This window comes from Streptomyces sp. NBC_01431 (assembly GCF_036231355.1).
Classification (GTDB): Bacteria; Actinomycetota; Actinomycetes; order Streptomycetales; family Streptomycetaceae; genus Streptomyces.
Genome location: NZ_CP109496.1, coordinates 5,827,696 through 5,851,099, shown reverse-complemented (window position 1 = coordinate 5,851,099; position 23,404 = coordinate 5,827,696). Strand labels below are relative to the sequence as shown.

Below are 23,404 nucleotides of genomic sequence, written 5' to 3'. Positions count from 1 at the left end.
CGGCCCGGACCACATCGGTCCGGGCCGCCTTCCGACGTTCGTGCCGGCTTCGGGCTCAGATCCTGACCTGGACCGCGCGGGCGAGGCGGTCGTGCAGGCCGCGGCCGTCGCGGTCCCAGATCAGCGCGGGGATCGCGAGGCACAGCAGCACGCTGCGGACGGCCACCCGGACGATGCCGAGCCGGCCGCCCTCCTCGGCGACAACCCGCAGACCCAGGAGCCGCTTGCCCGGGGTGAAGCCGAGGGTCCCCACCGTCAGCACGCTCAGCGTGAGGAACAAGATCAGGGCCCAGTTGTTGGCGGCCTGCGTGTTGCCGTGCGCGATCAGCTGGTACGCGATCAGGGCGCACAGGCCCCAGTCGATGAAGATGGCGCCGAAGCGCCGGCCGAGCGGCGCCACCGAGCCGGGCCCGTCCTTGGGCAGACCGAGCCGCTCGCCCCGGTAGCCGAAGTCGACGCCCATCTCCTCGGCGGCCGCGCGGGGCCCCGAGAGCCACGATCCGATTGCTTGCCTGTTGTCCACGGCTCAACGGTACTGCGCCCGTTTTCGATCACTTCGGCCCGGGTCAGTCTTGGCGTGGCCGCCACCAGCCCGGTTAACGTGGGTGAAACAAACGGGTCACGCTTGAGAAATCCCGCCTGCCTATGGTCGGGTCCAGCGTGTGCCACCGCACTGGCCGCACCATCGAGCTGCAACCCCGCCCCTCCCGGGTGGGAGTAGGAGGAGTTGGATGTTCCAGAACGCCGACGACGCGAAGAAGTTCATCGCGGACAACGACGTGAAGTTCGTCGACGTCCGGTTCTGCGACCTGCCGGGCGTGATGCAGCACTTCACGATCCCTGCGAAGGCGTTCGACCCGACCGAGGAGCTGGCCTTCGACGGCTCCTCGATCCGTGGATTCCAGGCGATCCACGAGTCGGACATGGCGCTCCGCGCGGACCTGTCGACGGCGCGCGTCGACCCGTTCCGCAAGGACAAGACGGTCAACATCAACTTCTTCATCCACGACCCGATCACGGGCGAGCAGTACAGCCGCGACCCGCGCAACATCGCCAAGAAGGCCGAGGCCTACCTCGCCTCGACCGGCATCGCGGACACCGCGTACTTCGGCCCCGAGGCCGAGTTCTACGTCTTCGACTCGGTGCGTTTCGAGACCTCCGCGAACCAGGCGTTCTACCACATCGACTCCGAGGCCGGCGCCTGGAACACCGGTTCGGAGGAGAACAACCGCGGCTACAAGGTCCGTTACAAGGGCGGCTACTTCCCGGCCCCGCCGGTCGACCACTTCGCCGACCTGCGTGCCGAGATCTCCCTGGAGCTGGAGAACTCCGGCCTCCAGGTCGAGCGCCAGCACCACGAGGTCGGCACGGCCGGCCAGGCCGAGATCAACTACAAGTTCAACACGCTGCTCGCCGCGGCCGACGACCTGATGCTCTTCAAGTACATCGTGAAGAACGTCGCCTGGCGCAACGGCAAGACCGCGACCTTCATGCCGAAGCCGATCTTCGGCGACAACGGCTCGGGCATGCACGTCCACCAGTCCCTGTGGGCCGGCGGCGACCCGCTGTTCTACGACGAGCAGGGCTACGCGGGCCTCTCGGACACCGCCCGCTACTACATCGGCGGCATCCTCAAGCACGCCCCCTCGCTGCTCGCCTTCACGAACCCGACGGTGAACTCCTACCACCGCCTGGTCCCAGGCTTCGAGGCGCCGGTCAACATGGTGTACTCGCAGCGCAACCGCTCCGCCGCGATGCGCATCCCGATCACGGGCTCGAACCCGAAGGCCAAGCGCGTCGAGTTCCGCGCCCCGGACCCGTCGTCCAACCCGTACCTCGCCTTCTCCGCGCTGCTGCTCGCGGGCCTGGACGGCATCAAGAACAAGATCGAGCCGGCCGAGCCGATCGACAAGGACCTCTACGAGCTGGCCCCCGAGGAGCACGCCAACGTGCAGCAGGTCCCGACCTCGCTGCCGGCCGTCCTGGAGGCCCTTGAGGCGGACAACGAGTACCTCCAGGCCGGCGGTGTCTTCACCTCCGACCTGATCGAGACGTGGATCGACTACAAGCGCACGCACGAGATCGCCCCGATCCAGCTGCGCCCGCACCCGCACGAGTTCGAGCTGTACTTCGACATCTAGGCCCCACGGGTTCCGTGCCCGAGCCCCGCTGCCCCTCCCGGGCGGCGGGGCTCGCCGCATTTCGGGCTCCGCTCCCCCTGCCGGGCTCGCCGCTTTCCACTGGCCCCTATCGGGTGGATCACCCTACAAACAGGGCCAGTTGGGGGCTTTGTGCGGGAAAGTGGGCGGATTCCCAGTGGAGGGGGCTGCGTGGTGGAGGACGTGGAAGAGCGGCAGGCCGATGAGGAACTGCGCTACCGGTCGGGGTCGTTGGAGGTGTTGCAGCGGAATCCCGTGACCACCAGGAGCATGGCGCGGCGTCTGCCCCAGCTGGTGCGCAGGGCGCTGGCGCTGGCTTGGCGGGTGGACCGGCGGGCGGTGCTCCTGCTGCTGTGCTGCCAGGCGGTGTCGGGGTTCTTCGAGGCGTTCGGGCTGCTCGCGACGACGCGTACGATCACCGCGCTGATCGCGAGCGGCGACATCACCGAGCGGGTGCGCGAGGCGCTGCCGTCGGTCGCGGTGCTCGCGGCGGCGGCCGGGCTGCGGGCGCTGCTCGGGATCGTGGTGGTCAACATCTCGGGCCGGCTCTCGCCGCGGATCTCCCGCGAGGCCGAGATGCAGATGCTCGCGGCCGCCGTACGGGCCGAGTTGTCGGCGTACGACCAGCCGGGGTTCAACGACAAGCGGGAGGCGGCCGACCGGGGCGCCGAGGTCGCGCAGCAGCTGCTGACCGACTCGCAGGACCTGATGGCCTGTGTGGCCTCGCTGGTCGCGGCGGCGGGGGTCGTCACCGTGCTGCATCCCGCGCTGCTCCCCCTCTTGCTGCTTGCCGCGCTGCCGCAGGGCATCGCCGGGGTCAAGGCCGCGCGGGTGCACTACGAGGCGTCGCGGGCGATGAGCGCGGAGCGGCGCACGCTGAGTCTGCTGCGGTGGTTCGTGATCGACAAGGACACCGCCGACCAGCTGCGGTCCTGCACGATGGCGCAGTTCCTGCTCGACCGGTACCGGGCGATCGGGCAGCGGGTGGACGCGGCGACCGACAAGGCCGTCCACCAGGGCGCCCGTTACTCGGTGCTCGGGGCGCTCGCGGGCGGGGTCGCGGCCGGGGTGGTGTGGGGCGCGCTGGCCTGGCTGCTCGCCTCCGGGCGGATGTCGGTGGCGTCGGCGGGCACCGCGGTGTTCGCCCTGCGCACGGTCGGCTCCTCGCTGCGGGGTGTGGTCGGCTACGGGACGCGGCTGTTCCGGACCGGGCTCTATCTGGACGACTGGGCGGAGTTCATCGAGGAGGCCGGCGGGCACCGGATGGAGCGGGGCCCGCTGGAGCCGCCCGCGCCGGACGTCGTACGGGCCGAGTCGCTGACGTTCCGCTATCCGGGCAGCGAGCAGCCCGCCCTGGAGAAGGTGACCCTGGAGGTGCGCAAGGGCGAGGTGCTCGCGCTGGTCGGCGAGAACGGCTCCGGCAAGACCACGCTCAGCAAGCTGCTCACCGGGCTCTATCTGCCGAGCGAAGGGGCGGTGACCTGGGACGGGGTGGCGCTGGACCAATGTGATCCGCTCGCCCTGTGGCGGCAGACCGCCGTCGTGCCGCAGGACTTCGCGCACTGGCCGATGTCGGCGCGCGACAACATCACGCTGGGGCAGCCGCACGGGGGTGACGAGGCGGTACGCCGGGCCGCCACCCACTCCGGCGCCGCCGAGGTCGTGGACGGACTGCGGAGCGGGCTCGACACGCTGCTCGCCCGGGAGTGGTTCGGCGGCGTGGAGCTGTCCGGCGGCCAGTGGCAGCGGATCGCGATCGCGCGGGCCTTCCACCGCCCGGCCGGGCTGCTCGTGATGGACGAGCCGACGAGCGCGCTGGACGCGCGGGCCGAGCACCGCATCTTCACCGGGCTTCGGCGGGTGGCCCGGGACCGGGCAGTGGTCCTGGTCACCCACCGGCTCGCGAACGTCGCGGTCGCCGACCGCATCGTCGTACTCGATCGGGGACGGGTCGTCCAGGCGGGCACGTTCGCCGAACTCGTCGCGCAGGACGGCCTGTTCAGGGAGTTGTGGCGGCTCCAGAACGACCGCGGAGTACCGGGACCGCGCCAGGGCGGGGCCGGGGGCGGGTGAGCGGGCCCCGCCCAGCGGTGAGGGCGCGTGACGCCCCGCACCCAGCGGCGCGGGGCGGGATGGTCCCGCACTCGGTGGTAAGGGCGCGCTCGGCGGTGCGGGCGGGATGGTCCCGCACTCGGCCCGCGCCCAGCAGCGAGAGCGCGCCCCGCCCTCACCTCCCGCTCCGCCCCACCCTCAGCCCTCCGCCCGCCGCACCCACTTCTGTTCCACCTTCGCCAGCCGCCAGTACGCCAGCGCCGCCGCCCACACCACCACGAACAGGCCGACGATCACGAAGCCCACGTTGTCCATGTTCAGGGAGGCGACCCAGCCGCTCACCGGGTCGTCCAGGCCGAGCTTCTCGTGCAGGACACCGACCAGTTCGATGGTGCCGATGAAGAACGCCACCGCGATCGAGAGACCGGTGATGGTGAGGTTGTAGTAGACCTTGCGCACCGGGTTCGAGAACGCCCACTGGTAGGCGAAGTTCATGAACGTGCCGTCCAGCGTGTCGAACAGGCTCATCCCGGCGGCGAACAGCAGCGGCAGGCAGAGGATCGCGTACCAGGGCAGTCCGGCGGCGGCGCCCGAGCCGGCCATCACCATCAGCGTGACCTCGGTCGCGGTGTCGAAGCCCAGGCCGAACAGGAAGCCCAGCGGGAACATCTGGCCGGGCCGCGAGACGGACTTGGTGAAGCGGCCCAGAAGACGGTTCATGAACCCCCGCGAGTCCAGGTGCGCTTCGAGCTCCTGCTCGTCGTACGCGCCCTCGCGCATCGCGCGGAACACCTTCAGGATGCCGAACAGGGCGACCAGGTTGAGCGCGGCGATGAGGTAGAGGAAGGAGCCGGAGGCGGTGGTTCCGACGACGCCGAGTACCTGGTGGGCGCTGGAGTCCTCGTTCATGAGGGTGCCCGCGAGGTGTGCGCCGCCGGCCACCAGGGCGGTCAGGACCACGACCACGCTGGAGTGACCGAGCGCGAACCAGAACCCGACGGACACCGGCCGCTTGCCGTCGGCCATCAGCTTGCGGGTGGTGTTGTCGATCGCCGCGATGTGGTCGGCGTCGAACGCGTGCCGCATGCCGAGGGTGTACGCGGTGAGGCCGAGGCCGACGCCGAAGGTCTTGGTGCCGACGGCGTAGTGCGCGGGGGCCACGAGCAGGAACAGGACGCCGAATGCGACGACATGGAGCGCGGCTATGACCGCGAGCAGGATGCCGGTGCGAACGGTGTCCTCGCGGCGCCAGTGGAAGGACGGCGGGGCGGCGCCCGCCTCGGGGGGCGTGCGGGTGGACAGGGTCATGCGGTCACGCTCCAGCACCTCGTGGATCACTTCGTGAGATGCCGCGGCCGGTCTCCTGGCTGACGGGACACGCGCGACCGTCCCGGCCTTCCCAGCCAGGTGGATGCTGGCCAGTGGCGCACGGGGGGACGGACGCTCCCCAAGACCTCTGGGGAACCCGATCACAGTGGCGAGGGCCGCTCCGGTTTCGCACCGGCTTCCCGAACACCACGGCCAGGTCACCCTAGACGCTGCCAACTCGCCTGCACAGCTGCACACCTGTGCAGGTATCGAAGATCACACGGGGCTGCGGGCCGCGGCCCTGCGAGGATGCGGGCATGCATCTCGTACCCGCCGAGCGCGCCGGCCACCGCACCATCGACGGCCACCGGGTCTGCGACGCCGTCGCGGCCATCGGTGACCCGGACCGGGTGCGGGCCTGGGCGAGCCGGTTCTCCCTGCTCGCCGACCCCAACCGGCTCGCGCTGCTGCTCGCCCTGCACCGGGCGGGTCCGCTCGCCGTCTCCGATCTGGCGGTGGCGACCGGCATGCGCGACCCGGCCGTCTCGCAGGCCCTGCGGCTGCTGCGGGCCGCCGGTGCGGTCGCCGGGGAGAAGGAGGGGCGGGTGGTGCGCTACCGGTTGGTGGACGGGGCGACGGCACGTCTGCTCGACGCGTACGGCGCGGACGTACCCGGTTGAGCCGACCCGGACCACGCCTTCGGCTTCCCGAAGCCGTGACCCGGGCGGTACTTCGACACCGCTCGTTACGTAAGGCGCGTCAACTCCCCTGACACATCAAGGGAGTTGACGCATCAGGGCACCCTTCGCGCGTCAGCGCCCGTCGTAGATCAGCGCACGCACCATCCGGCAGGTCGTCTCCGACGGCGGACGCACTCCGATGAGCGCGGCCACGGTTCGTATCGTGCGGTCCGGCGCCTGTTCGGGCCGGTAGACGCCCGTGTCGAGCAGGGCGATCGCCAGACGCATGGCCTTCAGGCGCCGGTTGTGGGACTCGTACCACACGCGCGGGCGCCCGGCGGGCAGCGGGGCCTTGTGAAGGGGCTGGAGGGACAGCTGTTTCGGGGCGTGCGAGGTGAGTACGGCAGCGGTCATGGGCATCCTCCTGGGCGGTCGGGAACCCTCACTTACTGCCTCAATTTTACTGGGAGGCACTGACAATCGGCGCTGGCCAGGCAGGCTTTGGGGGCGCATCGCGGGTAGCCTGGCGGCATGGAGATCTGGATCAACCCGGCCTGTTCGAAGTGCCGCAGCGCGGTGACCCTGCTGGACGCGGAGGGCGCCGACTACACGGTGCGCCGCTACCTCGAAGACGTGCCGTCGAAGGAGGAGATCCGGGCCGTGCTCGGCCGGCTCGGCCTCGAACCGTGGGACATCACGCGCACCCAGGAGCCCGCCGCCAGGGAGCTCGGCCTCAAGGACTGGCCGCGTGACGAGGGCGCGCGCGAGCGCTGGGTGACCGCGCTCGCCGAGCACCCCAAGCTGATCCAGCGCCCGATCATCACGGCGGACGACGGCACCGCGGTGGTCGCCCGCACCGACGACGCCGTACGCGACGTCCTGTCCCGCTAGCGGTCGCTCCGCCCGAGCTGGGCCTCGGCGTCGGCGAGCAGTTCGGTGATCCGCGCCCCGAACCGGGCGTCGCACGGGTGCGCCACCCCGGTGCGGGCCGCGTCCAGCAGGGCGTCGACCGCCGCGCCGAACGCGTCGAGCGCGCCGCCCCAGCCTGGCATCACCGCCGCGCCCGCCTCCCCCAGCAGCGACACCTCGACGCCCGCGGCGGCCGGCGGCGCGCTGAAGCTCAGGTCGGCGGTGCTGGAGGCGCCGGAGACGTGCCGCAGGATCAGGTGCGCGGTGTCGCCGGGGCCGGCGGCCGCGGTCAGGGCGGTCACCTCGCCGAGCACCCCGGCCAGCACGGCCAGCGCGTGCGGGCCGACGTCCCAGAGCGCGCCCTTCTCGCCGCGCCAGGGGGAGGCGGCGTAGGGGCTGCGCCCGGCACTCGGTGTGAACAGCGAGCCGTACCACTGGGCGCGGCCGCTGAACCAGCCGTCCAGGGCGGCCTGTTGGGTGATCCACCCGGCGGTCTCCGTGGCGAACCGCAGCGTGAAGAAGACGACGGAGGCCACACCCGCGCGCTCGGCCGCTTCGGCCACCGCGCGGGCGCCCTCGACGCTCGTCGCGACCGGCTTGTCCAGGAGCAGATGACAGCCCGCCGCCGCGGCCCGCACCGCCAGCGGCGCCTGGACGTCCGGCGGCAGCGCGAAGGCGACGGCGTCACAGTCCGCGAACAGCGCGTCGGCGTCCTCGTACACCGCCACCCCGTGCTCGCGCGCAAGCGCCTGAGCCGCCTCGGGCCGCCGCCCCCACACCCCGGCGAAGTCGACCCCGGGGTGCGCGGCGAGCGCCGGCGCGTGCGTGGCGACGGCCCAGGGGCCGGTGCCGAGGAGGCCTATGCGGGTGGTGACGGTGCTGTGGTTCATGGGGAACAGTCTGCCCCGGCCGACTTGCCGGGACGAGAGGGACGGCCCAGCACCCGCGGTATACGAGCCGGACCGCACGGCGGCGCCCCGCGATCGGGCCGGTTCCGCACGGCCTCCTGGTACGAACCGCCGAGCCTTTGGACACCACTCTCGGAGGAACCACAAGGCGGGGGCCTCTCGGCGCCGCCGCGACCCCCCAGGTAACACCGGGTTCACATACGGGCAACGGACGGGAAATCCCGGGGTGTGAGGCTGCCGTCATAGACGCAGCGCCGCAGCGTGGCAGCGCGCAGCACCCCGCAGCACCTGCAAAGGATGGCTTTTCGTGACGTTCAAGGCCGAGTACATCTGGATCGACGGCACCGAGCCGACCGCCAAGCTCCGTTCCAAGACGAAGATCATGGCCGGTTCGCCCGGCGCCGTCGCCGAGCTGCCCATCTGGGGCTTCGACGGGTCCAGCACCAACCAGGCCGAGGGCCACGCCTCGGACCGCGTGCTGAAGCCGGTGTTCTCCTGCCCGGACCCGATCCGCGGCGGCGCGAACATCCTGGTCCTGTGTGAGGTCTTCGACATCGACGGCACCCCGCACGAGTCCAACACGCGGGCGCTGCTGCGTCCCTTCGCCGAGCAGTTCGCCGCGCAGGAGCCGATCTTCGGCATCGAGCAGGAGTACACCTTCTTCGACGGCGCCCGCCCGCTCGGCTTCCCGGTCAACGGCTTCCCGGCCGCGCAGGGCGGCTACTACTGCGGTGTCGGCGCGGACGAGATCTTCGGCCGCGAGATCGTCGAGAAGCACCTCGACCACTGCCTCGCCGCGGGGCTGAGCATCTCCGGCATCAACGCCGAGGTCATGCCGGGCCAGTGGGAGTTCCAGGTCGGCCCGGTCGGCCCCCTTGAGGTCTCCGACCAGCTGTGGATCGCGCGCTGGCTGCTCTACCGCACCGCCGAGGACTTCAACGTCTCCGCCACCCTGGACCCCAAGCCGGTCAAGGGCGACTGGAACGGCGCGGGCGCGCACACCAACTTCTCGACCAAGGCGATGCGCGAGGGTTACGACGCGATCATCACCGCGTGCGAGGCGCTCGGCGAGGGCTCCAAGCCGATGGACCACGTCAAGAACTACGGCGCCGGCATCGACGACCGCCTGACCGGTCTGCACGAGACGGCCCCGTGGGACCAGTACAAGTACGGCGTCTCCGACCGCGGCGCCTCGGTCCGCATCCCCTGGCAGGTCGAGGTGGACCGCAAGGGCTACATCGAGGACCGGCGTCCCAACGCCAACGTCGACCCGTACGTGGTGACCCGCCTCATCGTCGACACCTGCTGCACCGGCCTGGAGAAGGCCGGCCAGGTCTGAGCCGTCCCATCGTCGTGAAGGGCGTCCACCGCTGCCGCGGTGGGCGTCCTTCCGCGTGGCCGCCAACCGCCCGCGGACGGACGGGTTCCGGTCACGCTGCGCCAAGGTTCCGTATCAGTGGGTGGGAGGGGGCTGCTGCTCGGCGCGGATCGTCTGGTTGAATGGCGGCATGTCCAGCACCCAGAATTCCGTGACAGGTCGCAGCGACCTCGAACCGTTCTGGCCGTCCCGTCAGGACCACGACTTCGACCGGGTGTGTCGCCGCGCGATGAACGCGCCGGCCCTCTAACGCCTCGATCCCTTCCAGGCCTTCGGCCGACGCGCAAGACGTACGTCCCCTGCCGACGACTCTCCGCGCGAAAGAGCTGACCCCTCATGGCGAACACCCGCACCTTCTCGACCTCCGCCGCGACCGCCGACGCCCACGCTCCCCTGCCACTGGGCCGGCACCGACTGCGAGCCGTGGACCGCGACGAGGTGGCCCAGCCGGCCCCGAGTCACCTCACCGACTTCCTTCCGCCGGGCGCCACTTGGCTGCCCGCGCCGCAGCACACCCTGCCCGAACTGCCGGGCCGCCCCGCGATGATCGGCTATCTCGTGCTCGTCCCGGCCGACCAGCAGCCCCCGCTCGCCGCGGCCCCCGAGCCGCCGGCCGCCACCGGGCCGGCGGGCGGGGACGCCCTCGTACGGATCGACTCCGTGCGCCGGACCGCCGAGGTGGACGGCGAGCAACTCGACCTCACCTACCTGGAGTTCGAGCTGCTCGCCCATCTGGTGGCGCATCCGCACCGGGTGCACACCCGCGATCAGCTGGTGACCACCGTGTGGGGCTACGGGCACGTCGGCGACGGCCGCACCGTCGACGTCCATGTGGCGCGGCTGCGCCGCAAGCTGGGTGCCGAGCGCCGCCACGCCATCCAGACCGTGCGCCGCGTGGGCTACAAGTACGCGCCCTGATCGGCCCGTTGGGGGCGGGGCGCCGCGCGGTGCCCCGCCGTCCGGCGCGGGGCGCCCCAGTTGCGGTCGCCGAGCAGCGCCATCACCGAGGGCAGCAGCACCATCCGTACGACGGTCGCGTCCAGCAGCACCGCGACCGCGAGGCCGACGCCCATCTGCTGCATGTCCTGCATGGACAGGGTGGCGAAGACCGCGAACACCGCCACCATGATCGCGGCGGCGCCGGTCACCGCGCCCGCGGTGCGGCGGATACCCTCGCCGATCGCGGCCCGGGTGCCAAGGCCGCCCTCGTGCGCCTCGCGGATCCGGGAGACCACGAACACGTGGTAGTCCATCGACAGGCCGAACAGGACCACGAGGACGAACAGCGGCAGCCAGCTCTCGATCGCGCCGACCCGCTCGGAACCGATGAGGCCCGCGCCCCAGCCGTGCTGGAAGACGGCCGTCATCACCCCGTAAGTGGCGGCCACGGACAGGAGGTTGAGGGCGATCGAGGTCAGCGCGATGACGTACGAGCGGAAGCAGAGCAGCATGAGGAGGAAGGTCACGGCGGCGATGAAGAGGAACACCGGCACGATGCCGCTCTTCAGCTGGTCGTTGAAGTCGACCGAGCCGGCCAGTTCACCGCCGACGTAGGCCCGCACCCCGGGGGCGCGGCCCAGCGTCTGGGGGACGGTGTGCTCGCGCAGTTCGGCCAGCGCCTGCTTCGAGTCCGCCATCGGGACCTCGATCTCCGCGATGTTCCGCGCCGGGTGGAGGGTGACCCGTGCTCCCGGCGCGCGCCGCTTCAGCTCGTCGATCGCGTTCGTCGTCGACGCCGCCGACAGATCCCCCTTCGCCACCACGAGGGCCGGCGCCGGCCCGTCGGGGAAGGTGGCGCTGATCTTCTGGTACGCCACCGACAGCGGGGCGTCGGAGCCGAACTGCTGTTGCAGGCCCAGCTCCTGGGTCTTCATGCCGAGCGCCGGGGCGGCCAGCACGAGCAGCGCCGCGAGGGCCGCGCCCGCGAACAGCTTGGGCCGCGCGAGGACCGGCCGCAGCACCGCGCCCGCCAGTACGCCGCTCTCGCGCGACCCGCGCCCGCGGCGCCGGCCCAGGAACGGGATCCGGCCGGCGTCGGTGCGGTCGCCGAGCCAGGCGAGCAGCGCGGGCAGTACCGTCACCGAGCCGAGCATCGCGATGCACACCACGATGATCGTGGCGACGGCGAAGCCCTCGAAGAGCATCAGGCCCGAGAAGAACATCCCGGCCATCGCGACCATCACGGTGATGCCGGAGACCAGGACCGCCCGCCCGCTGGTCGCGGCGGCGATCCGCAGCGCGGTGTCCGCGTCGTGCCCGGCGGCCCGTTCGTCGCGCTCGCGCCGCAGGTAGAAGAGGCAGTAGTCGACGCCGACCGCGAGCCCCATCAGGAACATCACCGAGTACGTCGTCTGGAACAGGTGCAGTTGGTGGCTGGCCAGGGTCAGCAGCCCGAACGCGGCCATGCAGGCGGTGAAGGCGAGCACCACCGGGAGCAGCGCCGCCACCGCCGCGCCGAACACGACGAGCAGGATGCCGAGCGCGAGGGGCACCGCGGTGAACTCGGCCTTCTTGAAGTCGTCGCCGAGCAGCCCGCTCAACTCGTGGTCGGCGCTCGCCCGTCCGAACTCGTACAGCCGCACCTCGCTGTGCGCGCGCCCGGTGTCGCGTACCGCGTCCAGGACCGGCCGCACCCGGTCGCCCGCGGTGTTCGCGTCGCCCTTGAGCTCGAAGCGGACCAGTGCGTCGGTGCCGGCGGCGGAGGGCAGCGGCGGCTGGACGTTCTGGACCAGGCCGGTCCGTTCGAGCGCTCCGCCGAGGTCCGCGGCGGCCTGGCGCCAGCCGCCCTCGGTGTGGCCGCTGACCATGACCAGTTCGCCGGCCGGAGTGCCAAGGCCCGCGTCGTCCAGGATCTTCTGGGCCCGCGCGGAGTCGCCCGCGCCCCGCTCGGAGTCCGACATCTCCCGCAGCCCGGACGAGCCGCCGATCACCGTGGCGAGCACCACCAGGAGCAGCCAGCCCAGGATCGCTGCCCTGCGGTGGTGTGCGCTCCACACACCGAGCCGCGCCGCCAGATTGTTCCGCATCGTGTCCCCCAGAGTCGGGCCGTGGACCGCTTTGATCCGCCGCCTTCGACGCTAGGGAGCACGGCGTTGCCGCCCCAGCCGTCGAAGCCCCCTGCCGACGGGGCGAAATGCGAGGTCAGGGGGGTGTTGCCAGGTACACCCCGGGACGGGGGCGCAGCCCCGTGACCGGGGCGGGCGGCTCGGCGACACTTGAGGCCGGCCCGACCGGCACGAAGGAGACGGGGAAACGATGAAGGCGACCAAGGCACGGGACGCGCTCCTGGCGGGCGTGCGCGGCTTCGCACTGACGCTGATCTCGATGGTGGGGTCGATCACTCTGTTCACGCTGACCGTCGTCTCGATCGCCCTCATCCCCATCGGTCTCGGGGTGCTCACCACCCCGCTGCTCGTGGACCGGATGCGCGTGCACGCCGACTTCCGGCGCCATTTGTCCGTCCGCTGGTGCGGTCTCCCGATCCCCTCGGCGTACCGGCAGGTGCCCAGGCGCCCGGGGCTCGCGGGATGGGTCGAGCGGTGTACGGCGGTGCTGCGCGACCCGGCGACCTGGCAGGACCTGCGCTGGCTCCTGGTCGACATGACGGCCGGGTTCGCCACCGCGATCCTGCCGCCCACCCTGCTCCTGTACATCGCGTACGGCTGGGTCCTGGCGCTCGGCGTGTGGCGGCCCATCGCGGACGCGGGCGGCGACTGGTTCCTGTTCGTCCACATCATCAGCCGGCAGAGCGCGTACGAGGCCGCGGCCCTCGGCACCGCGATGTTCGTGCTCGGCCTGTTCGTCAACCCGGCCCTGCTGCGCGGCCACTTCCTGCTCACCCGGGCCCTGCTCACCCCGTCCCGCGAGGCCCGGCTTGAGCAGCGCGTGGATCGCCTGACCGAGACCCGGCACGACGCCCTGGACAGCTCGGCGGCCGAACTGCGGCGCATCGAGCGGGACTTGCACGACGGGGCGCAGGCCCGCCTGGTCGCCATGGGCATGAACCTGGGCACCATCGAGGCGCTCGTGGAGAAGGATCCGGCGAAGGCGAAGCAACTCCTCGCGATGGCCCGCGAGTCGTCGGCCGAGGCGCTCACCGAGCTGCGCGACCTGGTGCGCGGCATCCATCCGCCGGTGCTCGCCGAGCGCGGACTCGCCGACGCCATCCGGGCGTTGGCGCTGCGCCTGCCGGTGGCGACCGAGGTGTCGGTGGAACTCCCGGCGCGGGCCCGCGCCGAGGCCCCGGTCGAGTCGGCGGCGTACTTCGCGGTCAGCGAGGTCCTCACCAACGCGGTCAAGCACGCCTCGGCGGACAGCATTTGGGTCGACCTGACGCACGACGCGGGCGCGCTGCGCATCTCGGTCGGCGACAACGGCAGGGGCGGCGCCACGGCCCGAGCGGGCGGCGGGCTGAGCGGCATAGAACGCCGGCTCGGTACATTCGACGGCATCCTGGCCGTCAGCAGCCCAGCGGGCGGTCCCACTCTGGTGACCATGGAGATCCCTTGCGAGTTGTCCTAGCCGAAGACCTGTTCCTGCTCAGAGACGGTCTGGTCAGGATGCTGGAGGCGTACGACTTCGAGATCCTCGCCGCGGTGGAGAGCGGCCCGGAGCTGAGCCGGGCACTGGCCGAGCTGGAGCCGGACGTCGCCATCGTCGACGTCCGGCTTCCGCCGTCCCACACCGACGAGGGCCTCCAGTGCGCGCTCGCCGCCCGGCGCGCCCGGCCCGGCCTGCCGGTCCTGGTGCTGTCCCAGCACGTGGAGCAGCTGTACGCGCGCGAGCTCCTGGCCGACGGTACCGGCGGGGTCGGCTACCTCCTCAAGGACCGGGTGTTCGACGCGGAGCAGTTCATCGACGCGGTACGCCGGGTGGCGGCCGGCGGCACCGCGATGGACCCGCAGGTCATCCAGCAGCTCCTGTCGCGCCGGGCCCAGGACAAGCCGCTCGGCGGGCTGACCCCGCGCGAGCTGGAGGTGATGGAGCTGATGGCGCAGGGCCGCTCCAACGCGGCGATCGCCGAGCGCCTGGTGGTCACCGAGCGAGCCATCGCCAAACACACCTCCAACATCTTCGTGAAGCTGGGTCTGCCGGTCTCGGACGACGACAACCGGCGGGTGCTCGCGGTGCTCGCCCATCTCGACCGCGGCTGAGGCGGCGCCTTGGGTGCCGGGCGCCGCCCCGCGGCACCCGGCCGGGCAGCGCGGCGGGGCGCCGCGGCCGTTTCGGGTTAGCCTGGCGAACAATGAACCGCATGCTCACGCCCTGGGGCGAGTACGACCTGACCCGATTCCCCGAAGACGCCCGCGACCCGCTGCGGGCCTGGGACGCCGCCGACGACTATCTGCTGCGGCACATCGAGAAGCTGGACCTCTCGGGCAGCGTGGTCGTCATCGGCGACCGCTGGGGCGCCCTTGCGACCGCGCTGGCCGGGCACGGCCCCGTACAGATCAGTGATTCGTTCCTGGCCCAGGAGGCGACCCGGGCCAATCTGGCGCGGGCGGGTGCCGCGCCGGACGCCGTCCGTCTGCTGTCGACGCGGGACGAGGTGCCCGAGCGCGTCGACGTGCTCCTGGTGCGGGTGCCCAAGAGCCTCGGCCTCCTGGAGGACCAGCTGCACCGGATCGCCCCCTCGGTGCACGCGGGCACGGTCGTCGTCGGCACCGGCATGGTCAAGGAGATCCACACCTCCACGCTGACCCTGTTCGAGCGGATCCTCGGCCCGACGAAGACCTCCCTCGCCGAGAAGAAGGCCCGGCTGATCTTCACCACCCCCGAGCCGGACCTGGTGCGGCCCGCGAACCCCTGGCCACTGACGTACTCCCTGGAGCTGGGGATCGGGCCCGCCTCCGGTCTCGCCACGACCAACCACGCCGGGGTGTTCTGCGCCGACCGCCTCGACATCGGCACCCGCTTCCTGCTCCAGCACCTGCCCGAGCGCACGGGGCCGGAGCACGTGGTGGACCTGGGCTGCGGCAACGGCATCGTGGGTACGGCGGCGGCGCTCGCCAATCCCGAGGCGCGCGTCACCTTCGTGGACGAGTCGCATCCGGCGATGGCGTCGGCGGAGGCCACGTTCCGCATGTGCGCGGGGTCCGCCCGGCAGGCCGATTTCCACCTCGGTGACGGCCTGGCCGAGTTTCCGCCCGGCACGGCCGATCTGGTCCTGAACAATCCGCCGTTCCACACCCACCAGACGACCACGGACCGCACCTCCTCGCGCATGTTCCTGGACGCCCGCACGGCGCTGCGCGACGGTGGCGAACTGTGGGTGGTCGGCAACCGCCACCTCGGTTATCACGAAAAGCTCCGCCGCATGTTCGGCAGTTGTGAAGTGGTGGCATCGGACCCGAAGTTCGTGGTGCTGCGCGCGGTGAAGCAGACCCGTTAGCCGCCGGGTGCGGCCCCAACTCCCGTGTGTCTCCTGAGCCGTTGAACGCCCCGCCCTTCCCATCCGTATGGAAGGGCGCGCTTCAAGCGAAGGAGTTCCATGGGACGCTCAGCACGCTCTCCACGAAAACGGACGACACTCCCCCGTCGGATGGTGCTCGCCGCCGCCGCACTCATTCTGGGCGGAGGCGGGCTCGCCGCGGTCAATGTCTACGCCTCCGCCAGTGAAGGCGATACGGGGCGGTCCGATCCGGCCGCGCAGGGCATGGGGCAGATGCGGATGTTGTCGACCATCGACTGCCCCGATGTGGGCAATTCCCTCTCCACCGTGCCCGATGCGGCGAAATCCCGGGTCGACCGCCAGCTCGCCGTCCTTGATACGCAGATCACCGACGCGTATACGAAGTTCGCCGACAACAAGGACCGCATCCAGCGCGATCCCGCTCTCGCGGACACGATGGTGCTCGCCCCGCTGAAACAGCAACGGGCCGATTCCATCGGGAAGATCGCGAACGACACGGGTCAGGCGGACCTCAAGGACAAGGGCCTGGCCGTCTGCACCATGCGGGCCGCCGACGTCGCCGACCAGGGCAGCGGGGCCGACCAGCAGAGCGGAGTTCAGGGCGACGGCCAGAACAACGGCCAGAGCGGCGATCAGAACGCCGTCGCCGCCGCTCAGAACAACGCCTCCGGTCCGGTCCGCGCCGACTTCGTCGACATCCGCTCGGTGCGGCCGAACGTCAGCACCCCCGCCCCCCGGCGCGGCGCCTCCACCGGCACCTTCACCAGCGACTGCGGCCGCAACCAGAACGGCAAACGCAACCCCGACAACGTCATCGTCGCTCCGGGCGTGAGCAATGGCGCCCATCACATGCACGATTACGTCGGGAATCAGGCGACTGATGCCTTTTCCAGCGACAACGACCTGGCCAACGGCGGCACGAGTTGTCGCAATCAAGGCGACAAGTCGACCTATTACTGGCCCGTCGTACGCATTCTCAACAACGGGAACGACACGGATGCGAACGCGGCCGGCGGCGGCAAGGACAAGAACCTCGGAAAGATTCAGACTCCGGCCCAGGTGACCATCGCTCTGGACGGAAGTCCGGTGAGCAAGGTCACCGCGATGCCCCGATTCCTGCGGATCATCACCGGCGATGCCAAGGCCTTCACCAATGGCAATGCGAACGCCAATGCCTCCTGGAGCTGCACCGGATTCGAGAACCGCCAGCTCAAGGACAAGTACCCGCTCTGCCCCCAGGGCAGCCAGGTGGTCCGTACGTTCAAGTTCCAGAGCTGCTGGGACGGAAAGAACACCGACAGCGCCAATCACCGCACCCATGTGGCGTTCGCCGACCAACAGGGCGCCTGTCCCGCCGGATTCAAGGCGATTCCGCAGCTCGTGCAGCGCATCGTCTACAACCTGCCCGCCAAGGCCGGCGCCTTCGCCGTGGACTCGTTCCCCGAGCAACTCCACAAGCCCGTCACCGACCACGGTGACTTCATCGATGTCTTCAGCGATCAGCTGATGGGGAAGGCGGTGAACTGTATCAATACGGGGCGCTCCTGCGCCTGATCCGCGCGTCGAGCGCGAGGGGGGCGCCGGCCTCGATCGCCGGCGCCCCCAGGAGGCAACTGCCGCTGCGCGGCCGACTCGGTCAGTGGTGTCCGGAATGCATGGTCCCGGTCTCGACACTGCCGCCGAGTCGGCCGTGCAGTGCCGTCACCACCGGCTGCTCGCCGACCGCCACCCACTTGCGGCCAACCAGATAGACACCCCCGTAGTCCTCCGCCTCATTGATCCACTCCCGCTGACCGCGGTCGGTCGCGAAGGTGGCCAGCACATAACGGCCGTCCTTCGTCGTGCAGTTGGCCTGGCGCAGTTCGGCCGAGTCGGTCGAGACGACGGGCTTGCACGCGGCCCGCGCGGCCAGCTGCTCCAGCGTTCCGCTCGCGGTCGCCGGGGGGTGCGGCGACGAACCGCCGCAGCCGCCCACCAGGGCCACGACGGCCGCACCGGCGAGCACCACTCGCGTCACCCTGATCACTCGCGCATCGTTTCGCATCGCCCCATCGTGCCCTCAACTCCCTTGTAAATAAAGCGACTTGGAGATTTACCCGGGTCGCCCGAGCGAACGGACCACCGATGCCCGATCATGGACTCATGCGTGTCCCCACCCTCGCGCCGTCGTACGTCGGCGGTGTACAGCTCATCGCGTACGCGACCCGGCGCCTGCTCGGTGACCGGGCCCGCCAGGACCTGCTGCGCTCGTGCTCCACCAACGTCGACAACCTCGCCGCCGGCCGGTACTCGACGCTGGCCACCAGCGCGCTGCTCGTCGAGTCGCCGATGGAGCTGCCCTACGCGCTGCTCCTGCTGGCCGTGCTCGGCTACGCGGAGTACGCGCACGGGGCCTGGTGGGCGGCCGGGGTGTTCCTGTTCGGCCACGCCGGCGCGACGCTCCTGGTGTACGGCGCCCTGCGCGCGGGCCGCCCGTCGGCCGCGACCCGCTCGGCCCTGGACGTCGGCACCAGTTACGGCTTCTACGCGGTCCTGGGCGCGCTGACCTCGGCCCTGCCGCGCGGCCCGGTGCGGGGCTGCGCCCGGCTCGGGTTGCTCGCCCTGGCCGCCCGCCCCCTGCTGCGGCCCGGCCGCACCTTCACGGACGCGGGACATTTCACGGCGCTGGGGCTCGGCCTCGGGGTGTCGGCGGCCGTGGACTACCGTTCGGTTCGAAACCGGTAGATTTCACCCCGCTCAGGAGCCGCCCGCACATGATCGCGATCCCCGCCACCACCGTCGCCAACCTGCGCGACCTCGGCTCCACCCCGCTCTCCGGCGGCCGCACGGTCCGGCCCGGCCTGGTCTTCCGTGCCGGGCAGCTCGACCGTATGGACGCGGCCGCCGATCCGGCGGTGGCCTCGCTCGGGCTGCGCAGGATCGTCGACTTCCGCACCGACGCCGAACGCGCCGACTACCCGGACCGGGTGCCGGCCGGGGCCCGGCTGATCGTCGCCGACGCGCTCGCCGACCGGATCTCGGCGTCCGGGGCTCCGGCCGCCGCCCAGCTCAAGCACATCCTGTCCGACCCGATCGCCGCCGAGCAGCACCTCGGCGGCGGCAAGGCGCAGGCCCTGTTCGCCGACACCTACCGTTCGCTGGTCTCCTCCGGCTCGGCCCGCTCGGCCTACCGCGCGCTCCTGACCGAGCTGGCGGCACAGGACGCCGGTCCGCTGCTGTTCCACTGCACTGCGGGCAAGGACCGCACGGGCTGGGCGGCGACGGTGATCCTGACGCTGCTCGGCGCGGACGAGGCGACCGTCGAGCACGAGTACCTGTCGGTCAACCCGGCGGTCCGCCAGGCCTTCGGCCCGCTCATCGAGGGCTTCGTGGCGCAGGGCGGCGACCCCGAGATCGCGCTCGCCGTCATCGGCGTCGTACCGGAGTACCTGGCGGCGGCGCTCGACGAGGTCGAGACGCGGTACGGGTCGATGGAGAAGTACGTGCGCGAGGGGCTCGGGGTGCCGGACGAGGCGGTGGCCCACCTGCGCACCCGTCTTGTCGCCTGATCTCGGTCTGTCCTGTCAACTGACGGTGTGCGTACGCCAGTTGAGCACCGGGTGACCATCTCAACATTCGCTCGTTTTGCTGAACGTGGCCCCAGAGCAGGACATCCTCATCCCACCCGCCCCCTCCGTCGGTGTCGAGCAGGCCGAGGCCGCGCTCGTCGAGCACTATCCGCGGCTGGTGCGGCTCGCCTACCTTGTGCTGCCGCCCTCCCTCGGGCGCAACCGCCGGGTACTCACCGCGCACGCGATCGTGCAGCGCTCGCTGCCGCGCCGCCGCGCCGCCGCGGCCGACGAGGGGCTGATCCCCGGCGCGCGGCGGGCCGGGAGCGGTGGCGATCCGGGGTATGTGTACGTGCGGCGGCGGGTGGTGCGGCAGGCCCTGGAGGCCGGGCTCCCGCTGCGGCGCAGGGCCTGGCCCAAGCGGGCGCAGTTTCCGCCACTGCTGCCGCAGGTCTGGGGTCTGCGGCTGTTCCCCCGCTCGGGCGGCGCCGATGAACTCGCCCTGGACCAGCGCCTGTCGGCCCTGCCGGGGCCGGCCCGCGCGGCGTATGTGCTGCGCGCTCTGGAGCGGCTCGGCGACGACGAGGTGTGTGCGGAGCTGAACGCCGCGGGGGTCGCCGGGGCACGGCAGGCGCTCCACGAGGCCGACGGTGTCGAGAGCCAGGCGGGACTGCTCGAATCCGCCGAGTTCGACGCCTGCTCGCTCCAGGCTCGGCCCACCGATCTGATGCGCCGCCGCCAGCACGGCCGGGCCGCACTGGCCGCCGTCGCGGCGCTCGTGGTGTGCGGGGCGCTGATCGGCCTGCCGGGCGACGGCTGGGAGCCCGACGGCGCCGCCGCGCCGCCGTACGCGCAGAACCCCGCCGCCCAGGCGGCACTGGACCCCGGCCGGCTGCTGCGGGTCGAGCCCACCGCCTGGTCGCGTGCGGCGCGTACGGACTTCTCCGTGTGGCCGGCCCGGGGCGCTCTCGTCGGCGACTCGGCGCTGTTGAGGCGGGCGCTCGCCGTCTGGGCGCGGCCGGGCGAGTCCGTGCAGGTGTCGGCCACGCCGGGCACCCCATCGGGCCCGCCCATGGGGCCGCCGCAGTTGCTGTTCGCGGGGAACGTCGACCGGGCCAGGGTGGTGCTCCTCTACGACGGGCTGCGGGTGGCCCGCTACGCCGAGCCGCGCGACGGGACGTCCGGCGCGGCCCTGGACTTCGCCCGGATCGACGCCGCCGACGCCGCCTCCGCGAGCGCGCTGGTGGTGGGGCGGACCGACGGCAACGTCCGGTACCTCACCGCGCCCTGGGTGCGCCAGGCATCGGTACGCGATCTGCTCACCCCGCAGGCCGACGCGCGCCCGTTGCACCGGGACCGGGACGGGGTGACCGAGCCGGTCGTCTCGCCCGCGCAGGCGCGGACCTGTACGTCGTGGGAGGCGCTGGAGTTCCGCGACGACAGCGGGGTGCGGCTCTTCAGCGACCTGGGCGAGCTGGCACCGGCCCGGCTGACCTGGGGCCCGCCCTCCGACACCCGTGACGTCGGCGACCGTTCGGCGCGCGAGGGCTGGGCGCGGACCGCCTGTCTGCTGCCCACCGTCCGCTCGCACGGGGTGCGCACGGTCAACGACTGGCGGTTCGCCCAGCAGGCGCTGCCCGAGAGCAATGGCACCGCCGACTGGATCTGTACCCGGGCCGAGACCTGGCGGGGCGCGGGCAGCCGGGTGTTCGCCCAGTTCCAGGCCCCCGCCACGAAGCTGTCGCCGGGCGCGATCGCGGCCCGCGCCGAGAACTCCCCGGCCTGCGGGGTGCGCGAGACGCGGGTGCTCGCCGGGGTGCTGTGGAAGTCGCGCGGCGGCACCTGGTTCGTACTGGCGGCGGGCAGCGAGCAGGTGTCCTCGGTCACCCTGTCCGGCGGGGTCACCGGGAGCGAGCACGGCAACCTGCTGGCCGTCCGGGCCAGGGAGGGGGCGCGGGCCGAGCTCAACGGGCGGCTCGCGGACGGGAGTCCGATCACCACCCTGCACTGAGTCCCGGCCAACAATCCGGCGCACACCCCTGTCGCTGCGGCGTACCCGTCAGTACATTGACGCCATGTCTAATACGCCGCAGCTCGCTCCGGTGGCCTCGGAGCACATCGAGCTCAAGGCCCGGAACGTCTCCTTCGAGTGGGAGAACACCCCGCTCCATTGGATTCCCGGCGACCCGTTCACCGGCCACACCATCAATGTGCTGCACCTGCTGCTGCCCGCCGGTGAGCGCTGGTTCGTGCACGTGTACAAGCAGGTCCTGCCGTACATCACGGCCGACCGGCTGCGCGAGGACGTCATCGGATTCATCGGCCAGGAGGCCATGCACTCCGCCGCGCACGACGACGTACTCCCCCATCTCAAGAAGCTCGGCCTCGACCCGACGCCGTACACCGCGCAGGTCGACTGGCTCTTCGAGAAGCTGCTGGGAGACCGGACGCTGCCGCCGGGCAGGGCGCGGCAGTGGTGGCTGATGGAGCGGGTCGCCACGATCGCCGCGATCGAGCACTACACGGCGTTCCTCGGCAACTGGATCCTCAACGCCGAGACGCTCGACCGGCGCGGCGCCGACCCGATGATGCTCGACCTGCTGCGCTGGCACGGCGCCGAGGAGGTCGAGCACCGCTCGGTGGCCTTCGAGCTGTTCATGCACGTCGACGGCGGCTACCGGCGCCGGGTGCGCACCTGGGCGACCGCGTTCGCCGCGCTCGCCTTCCTCTGGCAGCGCGGGGCCAGGTTCTTCATGGCGAACGACCCGACGCTGGCGGAAGGCAAGGCGAGCCTGGGTCAGTTCTACCGGGCGGGCCGCACGGGCATGCTGCCCTCCACCCCCGCCATGCTGAAATCGATCCCCCGCTACCTCAGCCGCGCCTACCACCCCTCCAAGGAGGGCAGCACGGCCCAGGCCGTCGCCTATCTCGCCGCCTCCCCCGGTGCCAACGGAGGCCGCTGACATGCGACGCGCCACCACCCTCGCCCTGGCCGCCGGGGCCGCGCTGCTGGCCCGGCGCGCGCTGCGCCGCCGCATCGCCGCCTCGCCGCTGTGGCCGATGCCCGCCCTGGAGGAGCCCATATCGGGGCGCGGCACCCGGCGCTCCACGGTGACGCGGAAGCTGACCGTCACCGAGCGGAGAGAGCCCGCCGAAGGCGTCGTACAGCTGCGCCTGGAGGCCCTGGACGGCGCCGAGCTGCCCGCGTGGGAGCCCGGCGCGCACCTCGACCTGATCCTGCCGTCCGGCCTGGTACGGCAGTACTCGCTGTGCGGCGACCCCCGCGACCGCTTCTCGTACACCGTGGCCACGCGGCTCATCGCGGACGGCCGGGGCGGTTCGCGCGAGGTACACGAGCAGCTCCAGGAGGCGGTCGAGCTGTCGGTGCGCGGCCCGCGCAACCGCTTCCCGCTGGCGGCGGCCACCTCGTACGCGTTCATCGCGGGCGGCATCGGAATCACGCCAATCCTCCCCATGGTCCAGGCGGTTGAGGCGTCCGGAAGCGACTGGCGGCTGCTGTACTGCGGGCGGTCACGGGCCACGATGCCGTTCCTCGATGAGATCGGGAAGCTGGGCGGCACCGCTGTCACGGTCGTCCCCGAGGACGAGTCGGGAGTGCCGGACCTCGCCGCCTTCCTCGCCGGCTCCCCGGCGGACGCCGCCGTTCACTGCTGCGGCCCCGAGCCGCTGATGGACGCGGTCACCGGGGCGCTGGGGGACGGCCGCACCCCGCATCTGGAGCGGTTCGCGCCGGCCGCGGCCACGGCGGGCGCCGGTTTCGAGGTGGAGCTGCGCCGCTCGGGCCGCACGGTCGCCGTCCCGGCGGACACCTCGGTGCTCGCCGCCCTGCGCGAGGAGGTCCCGAACCTCTCGTACTCCTGCGAGCAGGGCTTCTGCGGAACCTGCCAACAGCGGGTCCTGGCAGGCGAGATCGACCACCGCGACGAGCTCCTCACGGACGCGGAGCGCGCCGACTCGATGCTGATCTGCGTATCGAGGTGCCTGGGCCCGAAGCTGGTGCTGGACCTCTAGCGGGTGACCGGGCCGCCG

At 71.8% G+C, this 23,404-nt stretch carries 21 protein-coding genes and 1 riboswitch; of the genes, 15 read left to right on the top strand and 6 right to left on the bottom strand.

What is annotated here, in order from left to right; all coding sequences use genetic code 11:
• Positions 1-55: 55 nt before the first annotated feature.
• The gene (locus OG522_RS26695) at positions 56-523 is read right to left on the bottom strand and encodes an RDD family protein (protein WP_329465537.1); all 468 of its coding nucleotides are present in this window, start codon (positions 521-523) and stop codon (positions 56-58) included.
• Between the two features lie 208 nt (positions 524-731).
• Here OG522_RS26695 and glnA point away from each other — a divergent pair, with 208 nt between their 5' ends.
• Together glnA and OG522_RS26685 are read left to right on the top strand one after the other, a co-directional pair.
• Positions 732-2,141 (top strand): type I glutamate--ammonia ligase, encoded by a 1,410-nt coding sequence (gene glnA, locus OG522_RS26690; RefSeq protein ID WP_329465536.1) that lies wholly within the window; start codon positions 732-734, stop codon positions 2,139-2,141.
• A 288-nt stretch (positions 2,142-2,429) separates the two neighbouring features.
• Positions 2,430-4,232, top strand: a complete 1,803-nt coding sequence (locus OG522_RS26685) for an ABC transporter ATP-binding protein (RefSeq protein WP_329467749.1) — start codon at positions 2,430-2,432, stop codon at positions 4,230-4,232.
• Between the two features lie 177 nt (positions 4,233-4,409).
• On the opposite strand, the gene OG522_RS26680 is transcribed toward OG522_RS26685, so the two are convergent.
• Positions 4,410-5,519, bottom strand: coding sequence for a HoxN/HupN/NixA family nickel/cobalt transporter (locus tag OG522_RS26680; RefSeq protein WP_329465535.1), 1,110 nt, complete (start codon positions 5,517-5,519; stop codon positions 4,410-4,412).
• Positions 5,520-5,547: 28 nt separating this feature from the next.
• A riboswitch (cobalamin riboswitch) is annotated at positions 5,548-5,746 on the bottom strand.
• A gap of 90 nt (positions 5,747-5,836) precedes the next feature.
• Here OG522_RS26680 and OG522_RS26675 point away from each other — a divergent pair.
• Entirely contained in the window at positions 5,837-6,199 is a 363-nt protein-coding gene (locus OG522_RS26675) for an ArsR/SmtB family transcription factor (RefSeq protein WP_329465534.1), read from the top strand.
• A 132-nt stretch (positions 6,200-6,331) separates the two neighbouring features.
• Here OG522_RS26675 and OG522_RS26670 read toward each other — a convergent pair whose 3' ends face one another.
• A complete protein-coding gene (locus tag OG522_RS26670) occupies positions 6,332-6,613 on the bottom strand; it encodes a hypothetical protein (RefSeq protein ID WP_329465533.1) in 282 nt (93 codons plus the stop codon).
• A gap of 117 nt (positions 6,614-6,730) precedes the next feature.
• On the opposite strand from OG522_RS26670, the gene OG522_RS26665 reads away from it, so the two are divergent.
• On the top strand, positions 6,731-7,090 hold the full coding sequence (locus OG522_RS26665) for an arsenate reductase family protein (protein ID WP_329465532.1): 360 nt from the start codon (positions 6,731-6,733) through the stop codon (positions 7,088-7,090).
• Here the strand turns inward: OG522_RS26665 and OG522_RS26660 are convergent.
• A complete protein-coding gene (locus OG522_RS26660; RefSeq protein WP_329465531.1) occupies positions 7,087-7,998 on the bottom strand; it encodes a Gfo/Idh/MocA family protein in 912 nt (303 codons plus the stop codon). The two genes, OG522_RS26665 and OG522_RS26660, sit on opposite strands and share 4 nt — an antisense overlap.
• 325 nt (positions 7,999-8,323) lie before the next feature.
• Here OG522_RS26660 and glnII point away from each other — a divergent pair, with 325 nt between their 5' ends.
• Both glnII and OG522_RS26650 read left to right on the top strand, forming a co-directional pair.
• Positions 8,324-9,355, top strand: coding sequence for a glutamine synthetase (glnII, locus tag OG522_RS26655; protein WP_329465529.1), 1,032 nt, complete (start codon positions 8,324-8,326; stop codon positions 9,353-9,355).
• A gap of 375 nt (positions 9,356-9,730) precedes the next feature.
• Positions 9,731-10,312, top strand: coding sequence for a winged helix-turn-helix domain-containing protein (locus OG522_RS26650; protein ID WP_329465528.1), 582 nt, complete (start codon positions 9,731-9,733; stop codon positions 10,310-10,312).
• Here the strand turns inward: OG522_RS26650 and OG522_RS26645 are convergent.
• Entirely contained in the window at positions 10,294-12,420 is a 2,127-nt protein-coding gene (locus tag OG522_RS26645; protein WP_329465527.1) for an MMPL family transporter, read from the bottom strand. The genes OG522_RS26650 and OG522_RS26645 overlap by 19 nt on opposite strands.
• A gap of 229 nt (positions 12,421-12,649) precedes the next feature.
• Here OG522_RS26645 and OG522_RS26640 point away from each other — a divergent pair, with 229 nt between their 5' ends.
• The 4 genes from OG522_RS26640 to OG522_RS26625 all read left to right on the top strand — a co-directional run bounded on the left by OG522_RS26640 (position 12,650) and on the right by OG522_RS26625 (position 17,360).
• A complete protein-coding gene (locus OG522_RS26640) occupies positions 12,650-13,915 on the top strand; it encodes a sensor histidine kinase (protein WP_329465526.1) in 1,266 nt (421 codons plus the stop codon).
• Complete coding sequence (locus tag OG522_RS26635; protein ID WP_329465525.1) at positions 13,900-14,547, top strand: response regulator transcription factor; 648 nt, start codon at positions 13,900-13,902, stop codon at positions 14,545-14,547. The genes OG522_RS26640 and OG522_RS26635 overlap by 16 nt, the downstream gene beginning before the upstream one ends.
• Before the next feature lie 101 nt (positions 14,548-14,648).
• Entirely contained in the window at positions 14,649-15,785 is a 1,137-nt protein-coding gene (locus OG522_RS26630; RefSeq protein WP_329467748.1) for a methyltransferase, read from the top strand.
• Between the two features lie 99 nt (positions 15,786-15,884).
• Positions 15,885-17,360: a DUF1996 domain-containing protein gene (locus OG522_RS26625; protein WP_329465524.1), complete on the top strand. Its 1,476-nt coding sequence runs from the start codon at positions 15,885-15,887 to the stop codon at positions 17,358-17,360.
• Between the two features lie 82 nt (positions 17,361-17,442).
• On the opposite strand, the gene OG522_RS26620 is transcribed toward OG522_RS26625, so the two are convergent.
• Entirely contained in the window at positions 17,443-17,850 is a 408-nt protein-coding gene (locus tag OG522_RS26620; protein WP_329465523.1) for a hypothetical protein, read from the bottom strand.
• 98 nt (positions 17,851-17,948) lie between these two features.
• Between OG522_RS26620 and OG522_RS26615 the strand changes: the two genes are divergently transcribed.
• The 5 genes from OG522_RS26615 to OG522_RS26595 all read left to right on the top strand — a co-directional run bounded on the left by OG522_RS26615 (position 17,949) and on the right by OG522_RS26595 (position 23,386).
• Positions 17,949-18,530: a rhomboid-like protein gene (locus tag OG522_RS26615; RefSeq protein WP_329465522.1), complete on the top strand. Its 582-nt coding sequence runs from the start codon at positions 17,949-17,951 to the stop codon at positions 18,528-18,530.
• Between the two features lie 29 nt (positions 18,531-18,559).
• Positions 18,560-19,354 (top strand): tyrosine-protein phosphatase, encoded by a 795-nt coding sequence (locus tag OG522_RS26610; protein WP_329465521.1) that lies wholly within the window; start codon positions 18,560-18,562, stop codon positions 19,352-19,354.
• Positions 19,355-19,430: 76 nt separating this feature from the next.
• Positions 19,431-21,365, top strand: a complete 1,935-nt coding sequence (locus tag OG522_RS26605; protein WP_443074754.1) for a hypothetical protein — start codon at positions 19,431-19,433, stop codon at positions 21,363-21,365.
• A 64-nt stretch (positions 21,366-21,429) separates the two neighbouring features.
• Complete coding sequence (locus OG522_RS26600; protein WP_329465519.1) at positions 21,430-22,317, top strand: metal-dependent hydrolase; 888 nt, start codon at positions 21,430-21,432, stop codon at positions 22,315-22,317.
• Position 22,318: 1 nt separating this feature from the next.
• On the top strand, positions 22,319-23,386 hold the full coding sequence (locus OG522_RS26595) for a PDR/VanB family oxidoreductase (RefSeq protein ID WP_329465518.1): 1,068 nt from the start codon (positions 22,319-22,321) through the stop codon (positions 23,384-23,386).
• Positions 23,387-23,404 lie beyond the last annotated feature (18 nt).